We start from the raw sequence: 20401 nt of genomic DNA, 5'->3' as shown, positions 1-20401 counted from the left end.
GACGCAGGAGCACGCAGGCCGATCAAGGGGGAGGGCGTCATGAAGGAGACCGGGTTCGAGAAGGTGCCGGCGAGGGACCGCAGGAGGTTCCCCGGGATTTCCTCGCGCGCGTACGAGCACCCGGCGGACCGCTCGGCGCTGGTGGCCCTGCGCAAGCTGAGCGGGTTCGACACCGTGTTCAAGGCCCTGAGCGGCCTGCTTCCGGAGCGCAGCCTGCGGCTGCTCTTCCTGTCGGACTCCGTCCGGGTGGGCGAGACCCAGTTCCCGCACCTGTACGAGATGCTCCGCGACGCCTGTTACATCCTGGACCTGGAGAAGGTCCCGCAGATGTACGTGCAGCAGGACCCGAGGCCGAACGCGATGTGCATCGGGCTGGACGAGCCGATCATCGTGGTGACCACGAGCCTGGTCGAGCTGCTGGACGAGGAGGAGATGCGGGCGGTCGTGGGCCACGAGGTGGGCCACGCGCTGTCGGGGCACGCGGTGTACCGCACGATCCTGCTGTTCCTGACGAGCCTGGCGCTGAAGGTGGCGTGGATCCCGCTGGGCAATGTGGCGATCATGACGCTCGTCACCGCGCTGCGGGAGTGGTTCCGCAAGTCGGAGCTGTCGGCGGACCGGGCCGGGCTGCTGGTCGGGCAGGACGTGAACGCGTCGATGCGGGGGCTGATGAAGCTCGCGGGCGGCAACCACCTCCACGAGATGAACGTGGACTCCTTCCTGGCCCAGGCCGAGGAGTACGAGTCCAGCGGCGATCTGCGCGACTCCGTCCTGAAGATCCTCAACGTGCTGCCGCGCACGCACCCCTTCGCCACCGTGCGGGCGGCCGAGCTGAAGAAGTGGTCCCAGAACCGGGACTACCAGCGGATCATGGACGGCCACTACCCGAGGCGCGACGAGGACAAGGACACCTCGGTGTCGGACTCCTTCCGCGAGTCGGCCTCGCACTACGCGGACGCGGTGCGCAGCAGCAAGGACCCGCTGTTCAAGCTGGTCGGCGACATCGCGGGCGGGGCGGCCGATGTCGGCGGCAAGCTGCGCGACAAGTTCACCGGCGCGGCCGGCGGGGGCGGCGCCGCGAACGGCGGGGCCAAGGGCGGGCCTACGGAGCAGGGCTGACCGGAGCCGGGTCGGCGGGGGCCGCCCCGGCGGGCGTGGGCGGCGCCAGTACACCGCACAGCCCGGCGGCCCGCCGGGGGGTGCCGCTGGCGTACGGATCGCTCGCGGCCGGGCCGACCGTGGTCGGTCCGGCCCCGGCCAGGACGGGGCGGAAGCCTCCGGCCGGCTCGTTGGAGCAGTCCTGCGGTCCGGCCATCACATAGGCGGTGACCAGCTCCGCCCGGCGGGCCACGAGGTCGTCCCGGTCGAAGCGCAGCTTCAGCTCCCGCCGGACGGTGAAGAGCGAGGCGCCGCCGGCGGCCGCCGGTGATCCGGTGGCGGGGCGCACGGCGTACACGAAGGTGTGGTCGGTGATCACTTCGAGGACGTCCGGGGAGACCTCGTCGATGGCGAGGGTTCCGCTGACCCGGACCCGGGTGTCGGCCACGACGGCCGTGCCCGGGTCGAAGCGGACCAGCCAGCCGGTGGCGGCGTGCCGCCCGTCGCCGGAGGGGGAGGTCATGCTGCGGTCGAACTGGTCCAGCTGGTCGGGGTCGAGCAGGACCCGCACGGGCCGGGTGGCGGCCCCGGCCAGCACGTCGGGGTCCAGCGAGGACTGCACCAGGTAGTCCTTGGCGATGGACAGCGCGGTGACGACCTGGCCTTCGGTGAAGTGGTGGGTGCGGCGCGCGCCGGGCAGGGTGATCCCGGCCGCCCCGACGCGGTAGTCGGCCGCCGGGCTGTTCGCGTACAGGTCGGCGGGGCGTCCGCCGGGCACCGCCGTGGCGGGCGCGAGCGGCACGACCGTGCTGGCCAGCGCCTCGGTGCGGCCGACGGCCGGGGGCAGGCTCGGATTGCTCAGGCCCATGTAGACGGCCACGGCGAAGGCCACGGCGATGAGCAGGACGAGCAGCATGCCCTGGCGGGCGCCGCGGCCGGGCGTGCCGGTGCGGGGCCCGGCGGAGCCCGCGCCGGACCAGATGGACCGGCTGCGTACGGCCCGCGCGTGTTCGCCCATGCGCTCCTGGGCGGAGAACTCCTGGAGCCGGGCAGCCCGGACGAAGTCCTCGTCGAACACCACCGACCGGTACTCGTCCGACCGGAACTCCTCGTCACCCCCGCCGATGCCCTCGGGGGTGCCGTCGGGTGGATCTCCTGGCACGGCCATTGCTTCTCCCCGCTGTCCCCGCTTCAGAGAAGCCCCCGACTCCGCTGAACGCGAGTGGGGTCGTACCTTCAGGGTTGGCGGACGACGGGGTACGTAAACGCTCCGGCGCCGGTGACTTCGGTGAGCGGGGTGGTGGCGGGCGCGGGCGCGTGGTCCGCGTCGCTCGACGCACTGCGGTAGACGGCGCTGAAGGCGAGGGCGACCATGCCGAGGCCCATCACGAAGGCGAGCACCCAGGCGACCGGGCGCAGCCAGGGCGAGCGGCCCCGGTAGGGCCGCAGGGCGCCGCCGTAGGCCCCGTACGGGCCTTCCGCGTATCCGGGGCGGTGGTCCCAGCCGGGTTCGTCGATGCCGTACCCGTCGGGACGGCCGTAGCCGTAGCCCTCGTAGTCGTCGTCGGAAGTCCAGCCGCCGGCGACGGCGCGGGCGGCTTCCGCCTCCGCGCGCGCCCGGTCCGAGGCGCGCTGGCGCTCCGCGGCGCTCGGTTCATGGATCTCGGCGCTCCGGACGAAGTCCTCGTCGAACACCACGGAGGCGAAGTCCTGATCCGCGCCTCCGCGGTCGTCGTTGTCGGGCTCCCCGTCGTCCGGGAACTTGCCCCCCACGTCGTCCGGCACGGCACCAGCCTAGACCGGGGGCGGCGCTTTGGGCAGGGCGTGCGCCGAATTCCGGCCACCCGGTGTACGGGGTCCGGCTACCGGACGTGACCGTCGCCCGTGACGATGTACTTGGTGGAGGTGAGCTCCGGAAGGCCCATCGGGCCCCTGGCGTGCAGCTTCTGGGTGGAGATCCCGATCTCGGCGCCGAAGCCGAACTGGCCACCGTCGGTGAACCGGGTGGACGCATTCACGGCGACCGTGGTCGAGTCGACCAGCTGGGTGAAGCGGCGGGCGGCGGCCTGCGAGGTGGTGACGATCGCCTCGGTGTGGCCCGAGGTCCAGCGGCGGATGTGGGCGACGGCGTCGTCGAGGGAGTCCACGACCCCGGCGGCGATGTCGTACGAGAGGTACTCGGCGGCCCAGTCCTCGTCGGTGGCGGGGAGCGCGGTGGCCTTGGAGTGCTCGGCGGCCGCGAGGACCCGGTCGTCGCCGTGGACGGTCACGCCGGCCTCGGCGAGGGCGTCGAGGGCGCGCGGCAGGAACGCGTCGGCGATGTCGCGGTGGACCAGGAGGGTCTCGGCGGAGTTGCAGACGGAGGGCCGCTGCGCCTTGGAGTTGACGAGGATGTCCACGGCCATGTCGAGGTCGGCCTGGGCGTCCACGTAGACGTGGCAGTTGCCGGTACCGGTCTCGATGACCGGGACGATGGACTCCTCGACGACGGTCTTGATGAGGGAGGCGCCGCCGCGCGGGATGAGGACGTCGACGAGGCCGCGGGCGCGCATCAGCTCGCGGACGGAGTCGCGGGACTCCCCGGGGACGAGCTGGATCGCGTCCGCGGGCAGGCCGGCGCTCTCGACGGCGTCGCGCAGGATGGCGACGAGGGCGGTGTTGGAGGAGTACGCGGAGGAGCTGCCGCGCAGCAGGACCGCGTTGCCGGACTTGAGGCAGAGGGCGGCGGCGTCGACGGTGACGTTGGGGCGGGCCTCGTAGATGATGCCGACGACGCCGAGCGGGACGCGGATCTGGCGCAGGTCGATCCCGTTGGGGAGGGTCGAGCCGCGGACGACCTCGCCGACGGGGTCGGGGAGGGCGGCGACGTCCCGGACGTCGGAGGCGATGGCAGCGACGCGCTCCGGGGTGAGGGTGAGGCGGTCGATGACGGTCTCGCTGGTGCCGGCCTCGCGCGCCTTGGCGATGTCCACGGCGTTGGCCTCGACGATCTCGGCCGTACGGGCCACCAGCGCGTCCGCGATGGCCAGGAGGGCGGTGTCCTTGGCGGACCGCGGGAGGGGGGCGATGGCCGCGGCGGCGGTACGGGCGGCTTGCGCGGTGGCGATCACGGGCGAGACGGGGGCGTCGAGCGAGGTCATGCCGCCCAGGGTAGTCCCCGGGCCCGCCGGGACCGCGGGGGTTCCACCCCGCGAGACGGCCGTCTCGCGGGTGCGCGCCTTCAGTACGGGTGCACGCCCACCGGGTGCGCCGGGGGCGGGCCGTAGCCCTCCGCCACCCGGAGGTGGTACGTCGCGCGGTCGATGACCTCCAGGCCGACGATCTCCCACGGCGGCAGCTGCGCCGAGGAGCGGTGCTCGCCCCACAGGCGCAGGGCGACGGCCGCCGCGTCGTGGAGGTCGCGGGCCTCCTCCCAGTACCGGATCTCCGCGTGGTCGTCGGCGTACCGGCTGGTCAGCAGGAAGGGGTGGTCGTGCGCCAGCTGCTCCAGGCCGCGCCGGACCTCCGACAGCGGCGCCGGCTTGCCGGAGACGCTCAGGGTGACGTGCCAGAGACGGGAGGCTTCGACCTGCTCGTCGTCCCCGCCGCCGCTGATGCTGGTCAGCGCTCGTCTCACCAGCCCGCCTCCTGTCTGCGCCATGCCTGTCCGCCCCTCACAGTTGACCAGTCCCCGGCCCGCCGCGCGGCGGTTTTACCGAACCTCAGCCCTCCAGCAGGACCAGATCGTCGCGGTGTACGACCTCGCGCTCGTACTCCGGGCCGAGTTCCTTCGCCAGCTCCCGCGTGGAGCGGCCCAGCAGCTGCGGGAGTTCCTTGGCGTCGAAGTTGACCAGCCCGCGGGCCACGGCGCGGCCGTCGGGCCCGCGCAGCTCCACCGGGTCACCGGCGACGAAATCGCCCTCGACGGCCGCGATCCCGGCGGGCAGCAGGGAGCTGCCGCGCTCGGTGACCGCGCGTACGGCGCCCTCGTCCAGGACCAGGTGCCCCTGCGGGGCCGAGGCGTGCTGGAGCCAGAGCAGCCGGTCCGCCGAGCGGCGGCCCGTGGCGTGGAAGTGCGTACCGGTGAGCCGGCCCGCGAGGGCGTCGGCAGCCTGGCTGGCCGAGGTGAGGACGACCGGGATGCCGGCCGCGGCCGCGATCCGCGCCGCCTCGACCTTGGTGACCATGCCGCCGGTGCCGACGCCCGCCTTGCCGGCGCTGCCGATCGAGACGTGCGCGATGTCCTCGGGGCCGCGCACCTCGTCGATGCGGGTGGTGCCGGGCAGCGAGGGATCGCCGTCGTAGAGCCCGTCCACATCGGACAGGAGAACGAGGAGGTCGGCGCGGACCAGGTGGGCGACGAGGGCGGCGAGCCGGTCGTTGTCGCCGAAGCGGATCTCGTCCGTGGCGACGGTGTCGTTCTCGTTGACCACGGGCAGGGCGCCCATCGCCAGGAGCTGGTCCAGGGTCCGGTACGCGTTGCGGTAGTGGGCACGGCGGCTGGTGTCGTCGCTGGTCAGCAGCACCTGCCCGACGCGGACCCCGTACCGCGCGAAGGAAGCGGTGTACCGGGCGACCAGCAGACCCTGTCCGACGCTGGCGGCGGCCTGCTGCCGGGCCAGGTCGGTCGGGCGGCGGCGCAGACCGAGCGGGGAGAGCCCGGCGGCGATGGCTCCGCTGGAGACCAGGACGATCTCCTTCTCGCCGCCGCTGCGCGCCTTGGCCAGTACGTCGACCAGGGCGTCCACCCGGTCCGCGTCGAGTCCGCCCGCTGCGGTGGTCAGGGAGGAGGAGCCGACCTTGACCACGATCCTGCGGGCGTCCACGACACCTTGCCTAGCCGCTGACACGTCTGTCCCCTTGCCCCTTGCCGGTACGTCTGCCACCTCAATCTACGGGGTGGTGCGCCGGGCCCGCGCAGGGGTTTCAGACGGTGGACTCAAGCCCCGGAGCCACTGCGGGCCGGCTCCGGGTCATCGGCCGCGGCGGCCGCGCCCGGGACGAGGATCTTGCGCGAGAGCAGGTAGGTGAAGGGGATGGCCACGACGGCGGCGACGAGCGGGGCGATCCGGGTGTCCAGTCCGGCCCAGGTGACCAGGGCGTAGAGCCCGGCGGACTGGATCACGTAGTTCGTGATGTTCGTCAGCGGGAAGAGGAGGAACTTCTTCCAGGTGGGCCTGGTCCGGTAGGTGAAGTAGGTGTTCATGAAGAACGAGCCGACCATCGCCAGCAGGAAGGCCAGGGTGTAGGCGAGGAAGTACGGCATCCACGGGTGCAGCAGCAGGTAGATGGCGAAGAAGGTGCCGGTGTTGACGGCCCCGACGAGGCCGAAGCGGAAGATCTGGCCGAGCTGGCTGCGCATGGTTCAGCGCACCTCGCGCTCGGCCGAGACCGTCTGGCGCGAGGCGGACAGGCCGCCGCGCTCGCGGGCGTCGGCCTGGACCCCGGCGGTGTCGGGGCGGGCCTGCGGGTCCGCGCCGTGCGCCTCCTTCACCAGGAAGTGCGGGCGGCGCTTGGTCTCGTAGTAGATGCGGCCGATGTACTCGCCGATCAGACCCAGCATGATCATCTGGACGCCGCCGATGCCGGTGATGATCGCGACGAGGGTGACGTAACCGGGTGCGGTGACCCCGTTGGTCATGGCCATGATCGCGATGTACACGGCGTACAGGGCGGTCAGCGCCACCAGCGACACGCCCGCCCAGATCCCGATCCGCAGCGGCCGGTTGTTGAAGGAGATCAGCCCGTCCATGGCGTAGTTCAGCAGCGCGCCGAACTTCCACTTCGTCTCGCCGGCCTCGCGCTGGGCGTTGCGGTAGTCGAAGTGGACGGTGTCGAAGCCGATCCAGGAGAAGAGGCCCTTGGAGAAGCGGTTGTACTCGGGCAGGGACAGCAGCGCGTCCACGGCCGGCCGGGACAGCAGGCGGAAGTCGCCGACGCCGTCGGTGAGCTCCACGTCGACCCAGCGGTTGACCCCGCGGTAGTAGAGGCGGCTGAGCGCGGAGCGGACCTTCTTGTCGCCCTCGCGGGTCCGGCGGGCGATGATCTGGTCGTGGCCCTGCCGGTAGTAGTCGAGCATGGTCGCGATGAGCTCCGGCGGGTGCTGGAGGTCGGCGTCCATGATCACGACCGCGTCGCCGGTGGCCTCGCGCAGGCCGGCGAGCATGCCGGCCTCCTTGCCGAAGTTGCGGCTGAAGGAGACGTACCGGGTCCGGTCCCCGTGCTCGGCGGCGATCTTGCGAAGCTTGGCGAGGGTGCCGTCGCGGCTTCCGTCGTCGACGTAGCAGACCTCGTACTCGACGGGCAGGGAGTCCAGGACCCTGCGGATCTCCAGGTCGAAGCTGTCGATCACGGCTTCTTCGTTGTAGCAAGGGACTACTACGGACAGCTTCGTCATGAACACTTCCTGCTGGGTCCGAACGGGTGATTGTCGGCGACCGGACCCGCCACACACCTCTTCCTTAGAAGTATGCACGCCGAGGGTCGGCCTGCCGGATCCGAGCGCGGCACACGGTAGCTTTGACGGGTTAAGCGGAATGGAACAAAGGGATCGAGGTGCACGTGCCTGACGTCTCCGTGGTCGTCATCGTCTACAACGACGCAGAGCGTCTGCCGACAGCCGTCCAGTCGGTTTTGGACCAAACCCTGCACGGGGTCGAAGTCGTGATCGTCGACGACTGCAGCAAGGACCGGTCGTACGCGATCGCCCAGGAGCTCGAAGCCGCGCACCCGGGCAGAGTGCGCGCCTTCCGGCTGCCTGAGAACAGCGGCGGGTGTGGCGCGCCGCGCAACCACGGCATCCGGCAGGCCACCGGCACGTACGTCATGTTCCTGGACAGCGACGACGTGCTGGAACGAAACGCCTGCCGCAACATGCTGGCCGCTGCCGAGCGGACCGGGTCCGACCTGGTCTCCGGCATGTGCGTGCGCGTGCACCTCGACAACCGGTGGGGCAAGACCACCGAGTGGTACCCGTGGATCTACTCGCGCACCCGCACGCTGGAGTCGATCACCGAGGACCCGGACCTGCTGGTCTACGACACCCTCTCCACGAACAAGTGCTACCGGCGCGCGTTCCTGCTGGAGCAGGGCCTGGAGTTCCCGGTCGGCATCCACTACGAGGACCTGCTCTTCTCCGCGCAGGCCTACGTGGCCGCCCGCCGCATCACGCTCATCCCGAACCACGTCTATTACTGGAACGTGGTCGAGAAGGCCGCCGCGAAGTCCATCAGCAACCGGCGCCACGAGATCGCGAACTTCGTCCACCGGATGGAGATCCACCGCCGCGTCGACGAGCTGCTGGCCGCCAAGGGCCACACGGACATCAAGTCCGCGAAGGACGCCAAGTTCCTCAAGCACGACCTGGTGCTGCACCTGCGCGACCTGCCCCTGCTGGGCGACGCGTACCGCCAGGAGTTCGCCCGCCTCGCCAACGGCTACCTGGCCGGCATCGACCCGGCCGCGTACGAGAACGTCACGTACCTCCAGGCGATCTGCGCCTACCTGCTGGGCAGGGAGGACTGGGACAACCTGATCCCGGCCGCCGACGCCATGACCAACAAGGGCCGGCTCACCTCCCCGCTCGCCGAGCGCGACGGCCGCGTCTACTGGTGCGCCTCGCACATCGACGACGAGAACGAGGGCGCGGAGGCCCGGCGGATACTGGACGTCACCGACCAGGGCTTCCACACCACGCCGCTCTCCTCCCTCGCGCTGGGCAACCGCCTGACCTCGTACGAGGACGACGGGCGCGGCACGGTCACGCTCTCGGGCTCCGTGGTCAACCCGCTCGGCCGGATCAGCCCGGAAGCGGAGCTGACGGCCACGCTGGAGTTCCGCGCCCGCCGCCAGATCGGCGTGCGGTCGTTCAGCTTCCCGGCGGCAACCGTGCGGCACGCCGGTGACACGATCGAGTGGACCGCCACGGCCGACATCGGCAGCACCGTCCGTCCCCTCGGCATCATCGACGCCGTCTGGGACGTCCGCCTGAAGCTGACCGCCGGCGGCACCCGCCTCACCACCCGCGTCTCCGTCGGCGGGGTCGACATGGAGTCGGCCGCCCGCCTGCGCGTGCGCCCGCGGCTGACCCGGCTGGTCTCCGACCGCTTCGAGCCGGAGGTCACCAAGAAGGGGAACCTCTCCTACGTCCTGACCGCCCAGGGCGCCGCCGCCGTCCGCACGCAGACGCTGATCAGCAGCGCGATGCACGGCAAGGCCGCCGGCGTGGTCAAGCGGGGCCTGCGCAAGGCCCTGCGGGCCCGCCGCAACCTCGGCTCGGGCGAGCAGAAGGTGAAGGTCTACCACGAGGTCTTCTCGAAGCTGCCGGTCAAGAAGGGCACGGTCGTCTTCGAGAGCCACATGGGCAAGCAGTACAGCGACAGCCCGAAGGCGATCTACGAGGAGATGGTCCGCCAGGGCGTCCCGTTCGAGGCGATCTGGTCGTACGCGGGCGGCAAGCCCACCGGCTTCCCCAAGGACGCCACCCTGGTGCGCCGCTGGAGCTGGCCGTACCTGCGCGCACTGGCGCAGGCGGAGTTCTGGGTCGACAACCAGGGCTTCCCCCTGGCCCTGGCCAAGCGCGAGGGAACCACGTACATCCAGACCTGGCACGGCTCCGCGCTCAAGCGCATGGGCTTCCACGAGCCCCGCACCAAGGCGCAGGGCAAGGCCGGCCAGGACCGCTTCCAGGCGGCCGTCAACCGCTTCGACCACTTCCTGATCCGCTCCGAGCACGACGCCCGCACCCTCGCCAAGGGCTTCCGGCTGCGCGACGAGGTGCTGCTGCGCACCGGCTATCCCCGCAACGACGCACTGGTCGAGGCGCAACGCGCCGAGGCTCAGAGCGGGGAGCGGGTGCGCGGTCCGCTCGCGGCCGAGCTGGGCATCGACCCGGAGAAGAAGGTGCTGCTGTACGCACCGACCTTCCGGGCGACCGCGGACGGCGCGGTCGAGGGCTTCGAGTTCCCCTTCGACGTGGAGGAGTTCGCCGAACGCCTCGGCGACCGCTTCACGCTGCTGGTGCGCACCCACTACCTCAACAGCGTCTCGCTGCCGCCATCGGTCGCGGGCCGGGTCATCGACGTGTCCCGGCACCACGACATCACCCCGCTGCTGGCACTCGCCGACGGGCTGATCACCGACTACTCGTCCGTGATGTTCGACTACTCGGTCCTGGACCGGCCGATGGTGTTCTTCGCGTACGACTACGAGAAGTACGCGACCGACATCCGCGGCACGTACTTCGACCTGAAGGAGAAGGCGCCCGGCCCGGTGGTGGCCACGGCCGGCGAACTCCTCCAGGCCCTCGCCGCCTTCGACGAGGCGGACGCCAAGTACGCCGAGGCCCGGCAGCGTTTCCTCACCGAGTTCGGCGAGTACGACCGCGGGAACGCGGCCCGCCAGATCGTCGAGAAGTTCTTCACCGGGAGCGGCAAGTGAGCCGGGACATCTTCATCGTCTCCAACAGCGTCGACGAGCTCGGCGGCGTGACGACCTGGTCGCACCAGATGGCCAGGCTGTTCACCGACCGCGGGCACCGGGTGCACATCGTCGGCATCGCCCCGGTCGCCGAGGAGATCCGGCAGAAGCTGCCGCAGGACCTGCCGTACGCGACGACCACCCTGTACGACGCCCACCCGCCGAAGGCGCGCCGCCTGCGCGGGATCAAGGGCAGGCTGAACGCCCCCGAGCGGCGCCGCCAGGCTGCGCGGCGGGCACAGATGCGGGCCAAGGCGGAGGAGCTGAACGAGCTGTTCCGCGCGGCCGGCCCCGGGGCCGTCGTGATCGTCACGCAGGTCTGGGCGATGGAGTGGGTGGCGCTCTCCGACACCAAGGGGCTCAGCGTCATCGGCATGAGCCACGAGTCGTTCGAGGCCAGCCAGAAGTCCACCCGCGGCGAGCGGGTCCGCCGCCACTACCCCGAGGTCGACCGGCTGCTGGTGCTGACCCCGGAGGACGCGGACCTGTGGATCCGGGCCGGCATGGAGAACGTGGGCAGCATGCCGAACCCGCTGCCGTTCATGCCGGACTCCCCCGCGCCGCGCACCGGGAAGGTCGTCGCCAGCGTCGGCCGCCTCGCCTTCGAGAAGGGCATGGACCTGCTGCTCGACGCGTGGGCGGACGCCGTCCCGCACCACCCCGACTGGGTCCTGCGGATCTACGGGGCGGGCGTCGAGGAGCCGGCACTGCGGGCACACGCCGCGGCCCTCGGGCTGACCGACTCCGTGGAGTGGATGGGCAGTACCGACGACGTGCTGGGCGCGCTGCGCGGGGCCTCGGTGTTCGCGCAGGCCTCGCGGGCGGAGGGTTTCCCGATCACGCTGCTGGAGGCGATGGCCGCGGGCGTGCCGGTGGCCGCCTTCGACTGCGCGCCGGGCGTACGGGAGATCGTCGAGCACGGCGAGGACGGGCTGCTGGCCCGGCTGGGCAACACGATGGAGCTGGCCGGGCACCTCGGCGCGCTCATGGGGGACCGCGAACTGCGCGACCGGATGGGCGACAACGCCTTCCGCAACGTGCAGCGGTACTCCAGCGCCGAGATCACCGACCGCTGGGAAGAGCTGTTCACGTTTTTGGAGCGCTGAGCCCTGGAGCGCTGAGCCTCCGTACGACACGAAGCCGCCCGCCCCGGAACGCGTCCGGGGCGGGCGGCTTCACGTCGTGCTGCGCGGCGTGGGCTCAGCGCGCGACGTGCGGCAGTTCACCCTTGCGGTTGGCCTCCCAGCCCTCCCAGGCCGAGGTGATCATCTCGCGGACGTCGTGCTTGGCCTTCCAGCCCAGCTCCGCGGCGATCTTGTCGGCCGAGGCCACGACCTTCGCCGGGTCACCGGGGCGGCGCGGAACGACGACGGGCTCGTACGTGTGCCCGGTGCCCTCGTTCAGCAGCTGCGCCATCTCCCGTACGGAGACGCCCTCGCCGCGGCCGATGTTGACGGTGAGGTCCTTGTAGTCGCCGGTCGCACCCCACTCGACGAGCTTGCGGGCCGCCACCACGTGGGCCTCGGCGAGGTCCTCGACGTGGATGTAGTCGCGGATGCAGGTGCCGTCCGGGGTCGCGTAGTCGTCACCGAAGATCCGGGCGCCCTCACCCTTGTCGAAGCGCTCGAAGACCATCGGCACCAGGTTGAAGACACCGGTGTCCGCGAGCTCGGGGGCGGCCGCGCCCGCCACGTTGAAGTAGCGCAGGCAGGCGGTGGAGATGCCGTGCGCCTTGCCCGCGGCCCGCACCAGCCACTCGCCGGCGAGCTTCGTCTCGCCGTACGGGCTCAGCGGCGCGCAGGGGGTCTCCTCGGTGACGAGCTCCACGTCGGGCATGCCGTACACGGAGGCGGAGGACGAGAAGAGGAAGTTGCGCACGCCGGCCGCGGCCACCGCGCCCAGCAGGACCTGAAGGCCCTCCACGTTCTCGTGGTAGTAGTACAGCGGCTTCTCGACGGACTCGCCGACCTGCTTCTTGCCCGCCAGGTGCACCACGCCGGTGATCTTGTAGCGCCGCAGGGTCTCGTCCAGGTTCAGCCGGTCCAGGACCGTGCCGATCACCAGCGGGACGCCCTCCGGGACGCGGTCCTCGTTGCCCGTGGAGAGGTCGTCGTAGACGACGACGCTCTCACCCGCGGCCACCATCGCGCGGACGACGTGGGAGCCGATGTAGCCGGCGCCACCAGTGATCAGAAAAGTCATGCGTACCTCCCTGGGGTCCCCGGAGCGGTTCCGGGGTCCTGTCCGAAATCTCGGGCGACCTTGCGATCGCCGCCCGTCTTCACTCCGATCCGCGGCCTGCCCGGGCCCGGTGGAGACGGTTGCGTACGAGGCTCAGCGCGCCCGCGGCACCCGGCGCGAGCCGCAGGGCCAGCGATCCCCCGCCCGTACGGAACGGCTGCGCCAGCAGAACACCGTACCTGCTGCTCGGCAGGGCGCGGCGGTGCAGGAGCCCTTCGAGGGGGCGCGGGGAGGTGACCAGGGAGCTCCCGTCGGCGAACTCCACGCCCACCTGAACGCCCCACGCCTGCATGCCCCGGCGGCCCTGGCGGCGCCCCGCGGCGGCCACCCCGGTGAGCCGGAACGGCAGTTCTGCGGTCCACCCGTCGCCGTCGGCGGCTGCGCGCAGCTCCACCGGCCGGTCCCGGACCGGCTGCCCGCCCGAGCGGGGCACGAAGCTCAGCCGGGCGGTGCGCGGTCCGGCTTCGGCGAGGCGCCCGTACAGCTCGCGCACCCGGATCCGCAGCCGGCCGGCGCCGACGGGTTCGGCGTCGATGCTGACCGGCAGCTCGGCCACCGGAAGCCCGGCCAGCCCGTCGAGGACCACCGGGAGCTCCTCGCTCCACACGGGCTGCCCGCCGGGGCCGGTGGCGTACGGGGGCAGCAGCCGGGGCGGCTCGGCGGCGAAGCGGGTGAGCCGCTCGACGTCGGCGGGCGGGGTCGCGGTGGCACGCAGCAGCCGGACGATCCAGCGGGCGTGCTCCCCGGCGGCCTCCACGGCGGCCTCGTCGAAGCCGGCGAGGTAATCGCGGGTCAGCGTCCACCAGGCGGCCTGGTACCCGGGGTCCTTGCCGAGCTCGCGCAGGTACATGCGCAGGTCGTACTCCAGGAACTTCACCTGACAGGCGAGGCCCAGCTCCGGGGAGGACCCGGTGATGATGCGGCGGGCCTCGCGGTGGGCCTCGATCCGGGAGCGCCAGTTGCCGACGTCCTTGCGGTCGAGGGAGATCGACACCTGGGCGGCGCCGCGGCGCACGTGCCAGACGTAGACGAGGTCGCCGATGACGGCGATGCGCGGGGCGGCTGCCAGGACGCGCGCGGTGAAGACGAAGTCCTCGTAGGTGAACCGGCCGTCGGGGAAGCGGATCGCGTGCTTGTCCAGGAAGGCCCGCTCGTACAGCTTGTTCACGCAGAGGGTGTCCCGGACCAGCTCGGGCCGGTCGGCGGGCCGCTCGATCACGTCGCCCGCCGTGTACAGCCCGGGCATCCAGGGCACGTCGTGGTGGAGCGGCAGCTCACGGCGTACGCACGCGCCGACGGTCACCGGCGCGCGGTGTTCCTCGGCGGCGCGCACGAGGGCGTCGGCCGCCCCCGGGGGCAGCACGTCGTCGCTGTCGAGGAAGAGGACGTACGGGGAGGTCGCGGCCGCGATCCCGTCGTTGCGCGGGGTGCCGCAGCCGCCGCTGTTCTCCGTGCGGTGCACGACCTTCAGGCGGGGGTGGACGGCGGCCAGCTCGTCCAGCACCCGTGCGGTGCCGTCGGCCGAGGCGTCGTTCACGGCGATCACCTCGGCGACGACCGGGCCCTGGGCGAGGGCCGAGGAAACGGCCTCGCCCACGAGCACGGCGTCGTTGTACGCGATCACCACGACGGAAACGCTGGGAGTGTTGGTGCTGCTCACCCAGTGGATCCTAGGCGACCGGCGTAAACATCACTTCAACTCCGCCGCCGGGGCGCCCCGGCGGCGGAGCGGCAGATCAGAAGGGACGGAACTCGTCGTACTCCTGCTGCGCCGAGTCCCCGCGCTTCGCTTCCTTCTCCTTGCGGCGGGTGGTGGCCGGACGCGGGGCCTCCAGGCGGTGGTCCTCACCGCGGCGGCCCAGCATCTCGGCGCCGGCCATCATGGTCGGCTCCCAGTCGAAGACGACCGCGTTCTCGTCGGAGCCGATGGCCACGCCGTCGCCGGCGCGGGCGCCGGCCTTCTTCAGCGCGTCCTCGACACCGAGGCGGTTGAGGCGGTCGGCCAGGTAGCCCACGGCCTCGTCGTTGTTGAAGTCGGTCTGGCGGACCCAGCGCTCCGGCTTCTCGCCGCGCACCGTGTAGACGTCCTCGACCTCGTCGTACGTGACGGTGAAGCCTGCGTCGTCCACGGCCTTCGGGCGGATGACGATGCGGGTCGCCTCCTGCTTCGGCTTGCGGGCGCGCGCCTTGGCGATGCCCTCGGCGAGGAAGTACGAGAGCTCCTTGAGGCCCGTACGGGCGACCGCGGAGACCTCGAAGACCTTGTAGCCGCGGGCCTCCAGGTCCGGGCGGACCATGTCGGCGAGCTCCTGGCCGTCGGGGATGTCGACCTTGTTGAGGACGACGAGGCGCGGGCGCTTCTCCAGGCCGCCGCCGTAGAGCTTGAGCTCCTCCTCGATCACGTCGAGGTCGGCGATCGGGTCGCGGTCGGACTCCAGGGTGGCGGTGTCCAGGACGTGCACGAGGACCGAGCAGCGCTCGACGTGGCGCAGGAACTCCAGGCCGAGGCCCTTGCCCTGGCTGGCGCCCGGGATCAGGCCCGGGACGTCGGCGATCGTGTAGACGGTCGAGCCGGCGGTGACGACGCCCAGGTTCGGGACGAGGGTGGTGAAGGGGTAGTCCGCGATCTTCGGCTTGGCGGAGGAGAGCACCGAGATCAGCGAGGACTTGCCGGCGGACGGGAAGCCGACGAGGGCCACGTCCGCGACGGTCTTGAGCTCCAGGACGATGTCGCCGGTGGCGCCGGGGACGCCGAGGAGGGCGAAGCCGGGGGCCTTGCGGCGGGCGGAGGACAGCGCGGCGTTGCCGAGGCCGCCGCGGCCGCCCTCGGCGGCCACGTACGTGGTGCCCTGGCCGACGAGGTCGGCGAGGACGTTGCCCTCCTTGTCGAGGACGACGGTGCCGTCCGGCACGGGCAGGACCAGGTCCTGGCCGTCCTTGCCGGAGCGGTTGCCGCCCTCGCCGGGCTTGCCGTTGGTGGCCTTGCGGTGGGGGCTGTGGTGGTAGTCCAGCAGGGTGGTGATCGCCTGCTCCACCACCAGGATGACGTCGCCGCCACGGCCGCCGTTGCCGCCGTCGGGGCCGCCGAGCGGCTTGAACTTCTCCCGGTGAACGGAGGCGCAGCCGTGGCCCCCGTTACCCGCGGCGACATGCAGCTCGACGCGGTCCACGAAGGTGGTCATGGTTGTTCCTCCAGATACATACGGGAATGTCCCGGGCAGGCCTAGCTGCCCATTAAAACGTGGTCTGTATGACAACGCACCGAGGGCGGACCTCTCTTCCCGGCTCGCGCCGGGAAGAGCTGAGATCCGCCCTCGGGAAGTTACGTACCGCTGATCAGCAGAAGCTGGATCAGGCGGCCGGAACGATGTTGACGACCTTGCGGCCACGGTGCGTGCCGAACTCGACGGCACCCGCCTGCAGCGCGAACAGCGTGTCGTCGCCGCCACGGCCCACACCCGAACCGGGGTGGAAGTGGGTGCCGCGCTGGCGGACGAGGATCTCACCAGCGGAAACGACCTGACCGCCGAAGCGCTTCACGCCGAGCCGCTGAGCATTGGAATCGCGCCCGTTCCGGGTGGACGATGCGCCCTTCTTGTGTGCCATGTCTCAGTCCCTCTTACTTCGCAGCCGCGGGGATACCGGTGACCTTGATCGCCGTGTACTGCTGGCGGTGACCCTGGCGACGGCGGTAGCCGGTCTTGTTCTTGTAGCGCAGGATGTCGATCTTGGCGCCCTTGTGGTGGTCCACAATCTCGGCCGTGACCTTGATACCGGCCAGGACCCACGGGTCGCTGGTCACGGCGTCGCCGTCGACAACGAGCAGGGTCGAGAGCTCGACCGTGTCGCCAACCTTGGCAGTGGAAATCTTGTCAACCTCAACGATGTCGCCGACAGCAACCTTGTGCTGGCGACCACCGCTGCGCACGATGGCGTACACGCGGATCTCTCTCTCACTCGGGACGGATGCTCCTGAAGCCAGCCGCTCAGGCAGACCCGCCGCGAGGGCAGGACCACACCGATCCGGATTGGACGAGCGGCCTCTCTCGCACGACGCTTGCGCGTACGGAACGTGAGGAAGGTGCTCAGGAGCGCGGCGCGTGCTACGACACGCCGACGGTCTAGGTTACGGGGCCGGTCCCGTAGGAGCAAACCGGGCCCTTCACGGCCGCGGGCCCCGCCTGTTCGGCGGGGCCCACGGCCGCTGTGTCACTCAGCGGTGGATCAGGCCTCGGTCGGAGCCGAGACGGAGGGCTGCGACGGCTGCTCGGCCGCCGCGGTCTTCTTCGTCGCCCGCTTCGCCGTGGTCTTCTTGGCGGTCGCCTTCTTGGCCACGGTCTTCTTGGCGGCCGTCGCCTTCTTGGCGGCGGTGGCCTTCTTCGCCGGAGCCTTCTTGGCGGCCGTCTTGCGGACCGCCTTCTTGGCCGGCTTCTCGGCCTCCTCCGCCGCCTCCGGGGCCTCCGCGGTCTCGGCCGGGGCCGGGGCGGCCTCGGGCTCGGCAGCGGCGGTCTCGACGACCAGGACGGCGGCCTCCGCCGCGCCGGCCGGGGAGCCGGCGGGTGCGGTGGCCTTACGGGTGGCACGGCGACGGGTACGGGCCGGTGCGGCCTCCACCGCCGGCGCCTCCTCCTCGGCCGGGACCTCGGCGACCGGGGCCTCCACGGCCTCGGGCTCCGGGGCGGCCGGCGCGGCCTGCTCCGGCTCGGGCTCCGGCTCGACGGCGGCCTCGGCCACCGGGGCCGGGGCCGTGGCCTTGCGGGTGGCCCGGCGACGGGTACGGCCCTTGGGCGCGGCCTCGACCGTCTCGGCGGCCTCCACGGCCTCCGCGACGACCTCGGCGGCCGGCTCCAGCACCGTGTCGGCGGCCTCGGTCACCGGCTCGGCCTCGACCACCGGCTCGGCGACGGCCTCGACGGCTGCCTCGGCCACGGGCTCGGCCGCGCGGGCCGGAGCCTGGGCGGCCGTACCGCGCGGGGCGCCCGCCGGGGCGGTCGCCTTGCGGGTGGCACGGCGGCGGTTGCGGCGGCCGCTCAGGCCGGCCGCGGCCTCCGCCTCGGCCGGGCTGCCGTAGAGCTCCTCGTCCGCGACGAACGCCGGCTCGGGCAGCGCCACCGGCGCCGCGAGCTCGGCGGCCACCTCGGCCTCGGTCTCGGTGTCGGCTTCGAGGACCTCGACGCTCTCGACGCCCTCGATCTCGTGGTCGTGCTCGTGGCCGCGGCCGCCGCGCCGCTTGGCGCGCTTGCCGTTGCCACCGCCGCCGACCGCGGTCGGCGTCTCCATGTGCACGATCACACCGCGCCCGTTGCAGTGGACACAGGTCTCGGAGAAGGACTCCAGCAGGCCCTGGCCCACCCGCTTGCGGGTCATCTGGACCAGGCCCAGCGAGGTCACCTCGGCGACCTGGTGCTTCGTGCGGTCGCGGCCCAGGCACTCCAGCATCCGCCGCAGGACCAGGTCGCGGTTGGACTCCAGGACCATGTCGATGAAGTCGATGACGACGATGCCGCCCAGGTCGCGCAGCCGCAGCTGGCGCACGATCTCCTCGGCCGCCTCCAGGTTGTTCCTGGTGACGGTCTCTTCGAGGTTGCCGCCCTGACCGGTGAACTTGCCGGTGTTGACGTCGATGACGATCATCGCCTCGGTCTTGTCGATCACGAGGGAACCGCCCGAGGGCAGCCACACCTTGCGGTCGAGCGCCTTGGCGAGCTGCTCGTCGATCCGGTACGTCGCGAAGACGTCGACCTCGGAGGTCCAGCGCGACAGCCGGTCGGCCAGGTCCGGGGCCACGTGGTTCACGTAGCCGTGGATGGTCTCCCAGGCGGTGTCACCGCTGACGATGACCTTCGAGAAGTCCTCGTTGAAGATGTCGCGCACGACGCGGACGGTCATGTCCGGCTCGCCGTACAGCAGGCTCGGCGAAGAGGTCGAGATCTGCTTCGACTTCTTCTGGATGTCCTCCCACTGGGCCTGCAGACGCTCGACGTCGCGACGCAGCTCGTCCTCGCTCGCGCCCTCGGCGGCGGTGCGCACGATGACGCCCGCGTCCTCGGGGACGATCTTCTTGAGGATGGTCTTCAGGCGCGCGCGCTCGGTGTCGGGCAGCTTGCGGCTGATGCCGGTCATCGAGCCCTCGGGCACGTAGACCAGGTAGCGGCCGGGCAGCGAGACCTGGCTGGTCAGGCGGGCGCCCTTGTGGCCGATCGGGTCCTTGGTGACCTGCACCAGGACCGACTGGCCGGACTTGAGGGCGGACTCGATGCGGCGCGGCCCGTTGGCCATGCCGAGCGCCTCGAAGTTGACCTCGCCCGCGTACAGGACGGCGTTGCGGCCCTTGCCGATGTCGATGAAGGCGGCCTCCATCGACGGCAGCACGTTCTGGACCTTGCCCAGGTAGACGTTGCCGACGTACGAGGTGGCCTCTTCCTTGTTGACGTAGTGCTCGACGAGCACGTTGTCCTCAAGGACGCCGATCTGGGTGCGCTCGCCGGACTGGCGGACCACCATGACGCGCTCGACGGCCTCGCGGCGGGCCAGGAACTCGGCCTCGGTGATGATCGGGACGCGGCGGCGGCCCTGCTCGCGGCCCTCGCGGCGGCGCTGCTTCTTCGCCTCCAGACGGGTCGAGCCCTTGATGGACTGCACCTCGTCGGACGGCTCGGCCTTCTCGCGGGCCGGGCGCGGCTCGCGGACCTTGACGACGGTCCGTACGCCGTCCTCCTCGCCCGCTTCGGCGTCCGTACCGGTGTCACCGCTGCGGCGGCGACGGCGACGGCGGCGACGGCTGGAGCTGGAGCCGAGGGCCCCGTTCTCCTCGTCGTCCTCGTCGGCGGAGCCCTCTTCCTCGTCCGCCTCCTGGTCGGCGGCCTCGGCCTCCTCCTCGGCGGACTCGTCGAGGTCGGCGGCCTCACCGCGGCGGCGGCGACGGCCACCGCGACGGCGGCGGCGGGACGGGCGCTCGCCGCTCTCGTCGCCCTCTTCGAACTCGGCGTTCTCCTCGTCGAGCTCGGCGGCCTCGGCCTCGTCCTCGACGCGCTCCACGTCGGCCAGCGAGACCGGCCCCGACTCGGCCGGTGCGGCCTCGGCCGCACCGCGGCCGCGGCGACGGCGGCGGCCGGCCGGCTGGGCGGCGGGCGCCTGGACGACCTCGGCCTCGGCTTCGAGCTCTTCCTCTTCCTCGACCTCCTCGGCCTCGACGGCCGCGGCGGCGGCCGCGGCGGCCATGGCGGCGGTCTCCGGGGTCTGGAACATCGGCTCGGCGAAGACCGGCGCCTGGAACACGGCGACGGCCGGACGCACGGCGCGGCGGCCCCGCGCCGGAGCGGCGGGCTCCTCCGCGGCGGGCTGCACGGGTGCGGCGGCCGGAGCGGCGGACGCGGTGGAGCGGGTGGCACGGCGGCGGCCGCCGCGCTTCGGGGAGTCCACGGCGTCGGCGACGGTGACGGTGGCCTTCGGCGCGGGCACCTCGGCAGCGGACTCGGCGACCTCGGCGGCGGGCGCCTCGGGGGCCGTGACGGCGCGGGTGGCACGGCGGCGGGCACGCGGCGCCGGAGCGGCGGGCTCCTCGACGACCGGCACGGCCGGAGCGGCGGCGACCGGAGCGGCTTCC

The 20401-nt window shown here is 72.0% G+C and carries 16 protein-coding genes; 3 read left to right on the top strand and 13 right to left on the bottom strand.

What is annotated here, in order from left to right:
* The first annotated feature begins 39 nt into the window (after window positions 1-39).
* Window positions 40-1119 carry a M48 family metallopeptidase gene (locus ACFYXV_RS14210; protein WP_385472414.1) on the top strand — a complete coding sequence of 360 codons (1080 nt, stop codon included), beginning with the start codon at window positions 40-42 and terminating at the stop codon, window positions 1117-1119.
* On the opposite strand, the gene ACFYXV_RS14205 is transcribed toward ACFYXV_RS14210, so the two are convergent.
* From ACFYXV_RS14205 to ACFYXV_RS14175, 7 genes are all read right to left on the bottom strand, one after another.
* Window positions 1103-2266, bottom strand: coding sequence for a hypothetical protein (locus ACFYXV_RS14205; protein WP_385472417.1), 1164 nt, complete (start codon window positions 2264-2266; stop codon window positions 1103-1105). The genes ACFYXV_RS14210 and ACFYXV_RS14205 overlap by 17 nt on opposite strands.
* A 68-nt stretch (window positions 2267-2334) precedes the next feature.
* Window positions 2335-2883, bottom strand: a complete 549-nt coding sequence (locus ACFYXV_RS14200) for a hypothetical protein (protein WP_385472420.1) — start codon at window positions 2881-2883, stop codon at window positions 2335-2337.
* Between the two features lie 77 nt (window positions 2884-2960).
* A complete protein-coding gene (locus ACFYXV_RS14195) occupies window positions 2961-4238 on the bottom strand; it encodes a glutamate-5-semialdehyde dehydrogenase (RefSeq protein WP_389383003.1) in 1278 nt (425 codons plus the stop codon).
* A gap of 80 nt (window positions 4239-4318) precedes the next feature.
* On the bottom strand, window positions 4319-4738 hold the full coding sequence (locus ACFYXV_RS14190) for a hypothetical protein (protein ID WP_383344553.1): 420 nt from the start codon (window positions 4736-4738) through the stop codon (window positions 4319-4321).
* A gap of 61 nt (window positions 4739-4799) precedes the next feature.
* Window positions 4800-5927 (bottom strand): glutamate 5-kinase, encoded by a 1128-nt coding sequence (gene proB / locus ACFYXV_RS14185; RefSeq protein WP_383344556.1) that lies wholly within the window; start codon window positions 5925-5927, stop codon window positions 4800-4802.
* 89 nt (window positions 5928-6016) lie between these two features.
* Window positions 6017-6439: a GtrA family protein gene (locus tag ACFYXV_RS14180; RefSeq protein WP_389383002.1), complete on the bottom strand. Its 423-nt coding sequence runs from the start codon at window positions 6437-6439 to the stop codon at window positions 6017-6019.
* A 3-nt stretch (window positions 6440-6442) separates the two neighbouring features.
* Window positions 6443-7474 carry a glycosyltransferase family 2 protein gene (locus ACFYXV_RS14175; RefSeq protein ID WP_389383001.1) on the bottom strand — a complete coding sequence of 344 codons (1032 nt, stop codon included), beginning with the start codon at window positions 7472-7474 and terminating at the stop codon, window positions 6443-6445.
* Window positions 7475-7632: 158 nt separating this feature from the next.
* Between ACFYXV_RS14175 and ACFYXV_RS14170 the strand changes: the two genes are divergently transcribed.
* Window positions 7633-10515, top strand: a complete 2883-nt coding sequence (locus ACFYXV_RS14170; protein ID WP_385472433.1) for a CDP-glycerol glycerophosphotransferase family protein — start codon at window positions 7633-7635, stop codon at window positions 10513-10515.
* Complete coding sequence (locus ACFYXV_RS14165) at window positions 10512-11660, top strand: glycosyltransferase (protein WP_389383000.1); 1149 nt, start codon at window positions 10512-10514, stop codon at window positions 11658-11660. The genes ACFYXV_RS14170 and ACFYXV_RS14165 overlap by 4 nt, the downstream gene beginning before the upstream one ends.
* Before the next feature lie 94 nt (window positions 11661-11754).
* On the opposite strand, the gene galE is transcribed toward ACFYXV_RS14165, so the two are convergent.
* The 6 genes from galE to ACFYXV_RS14135 form a co-directional block, all read right to left on the bottom strand.
* Window positions 11755-12756 (bottom strand): UDP-glucose 4-epimerase GalE, encoded by a 1002-nt coding sequence (galE, locus tag ACFYXV_RS14160; RefSeq protein ID WP_389382999.1) that lies wholly within the window; start codon window positions 12754-12756, stop codon window positions 11755-11757.
* Between the two features lie 79 nt (window positions 12757-12835).
* Entirely contained in the window at window positions 12836-14455 is a 1620-nt protein-coding gene (locus ACFYXV_RS14155; protein WP_389382998.1) for a glycosyltransferase family 2 protein, read from the bottom strand.
* Between the two features lie 76 nt (window positions 14456-14531).
* Window positions 14532-15977 (bottom strand): GTPase ObgE, encoded by a 1446-nt coding sequence (gene obgE / locus ACFYXV_RS14150; protein WP_030862386.1) that lies wholly within the window; start codon window positions 15975-15977, stop codon window positions 14532-14534.
* A 169-nt stretch (window positions 15978-16146) separates the two neighbouring features.
* Entirely contained in the window at window positions 16147-16401 is a 255-nt protein-coding gene (gene rpmA, locus ACFYXV_RS14145; protein WP_048480572.1) for a 50S ribosomal protein L27, read from the bottom strand.
* A gap of 13 nt (window positions 16402-16414) precedes the next feature.
* Window positions 16415-16735: a 50S ribosomal protein L21 gene (gene rplU, locus ACFYXV_RS14140; RefSeq protein ID WP_030715748.1), complete on the bottom strand. Its 321-nt coding sequence runs from the start codon at window positions 16733-16735 to the stop codon at window positions 16415-16417.
* Between the two features lie 284 nt (window positions 16736-17019).
* The coding region (locus ACFYXV_RS14135) for a ribonuclease E/G (protein ID WP_389382997.1) at window positions 17020-20401 on the bottom strand (3382 nt) is incomplete at its 5' end.

Origin of the sequence: Streptomyces sp. NPDC002181 (assembly GCF_042890485.1) — a bacterium.
In the GTDB taxonomy this organism is placed as follows: Bacteria; Actinomycetota; Actinomycetes; order Streptomycetales; family Streptomycetaceae; genus Streptomyces.
The sequence above is the reverse complement of the archived record's forward strand: the minus strand, read 5'-3'. Positions and strand labels throughout refer to the sequence as shown.

Excerpts from the sequence above, each read along its gene's own strand:
- rpmA (WP_048480572.1), bottom strand. The coding sequence starts at position 16,401 with ATGGCACACAAGAAGGGCGCATCGTCCACCCGGAACGGGCGCGATTCC.
- galE (WP_389382999.1), bottom strand. The coding sequence starts at position 12,756 with ATGACTTTTCTGATCACTGGTGGCGCCGGCTACATCGGCTCCCACGTC.
- ACFYXV_RS14205 (WP_385472417.1), bottom strand. The coding sequence starts at position 2,266 with ATGGCCGTGCCAGGAGATCCACCCGACGGCACCCCCGAGGGCATCGGC.
- ACFYXV_RS14175 (WP_389383001.1), bottom strand. The coding sequence starts at position 7,474 with ATGACGAAGCTGTCCGTAGTAGTCCCTTGCTACAACGAAGAAGCCGTG.
- obgE (WP_030862386.1), bottom strand. The coding sequence starts at position 15,977 with ATGACCACCTTCGTGGACCGCGTCGAGCTGCATGTCGCCGCGGGTAAC.
- ACFYXV_RS14180 (WP_389383002.1), bottom strand. The coding sequence starts at position 6,439 with ATGCGCAGCCAGCTCGGCCAGATCTTCCGCTTCGGCCTCGTCGGGGCC.
- ACFYXV_RS14210 (WP_385472414.1), top strand. The coding sequence starts at position 40 with ATGAAGGAGACCGGGTTCGAGAAGGTGCCGGCGAGGGACCGCAGGAGG.
- ACFYXV_RS14190 (WP_383344553.1), bottom strand. The coding sequence starts at position 4,738 with ATGGCGCAGACAGGAGGCGGGCTGGTGAGACGAGCGCTGACCAGCATC.
- ACFYXV_RS14195 (WP_389383003.1), bottom strand. The coding sequence starts at position 4,238 with ATGACCTCGCTCGACGCCCCCGTCTCGCCCGTGATCGCCACCGCGCAA.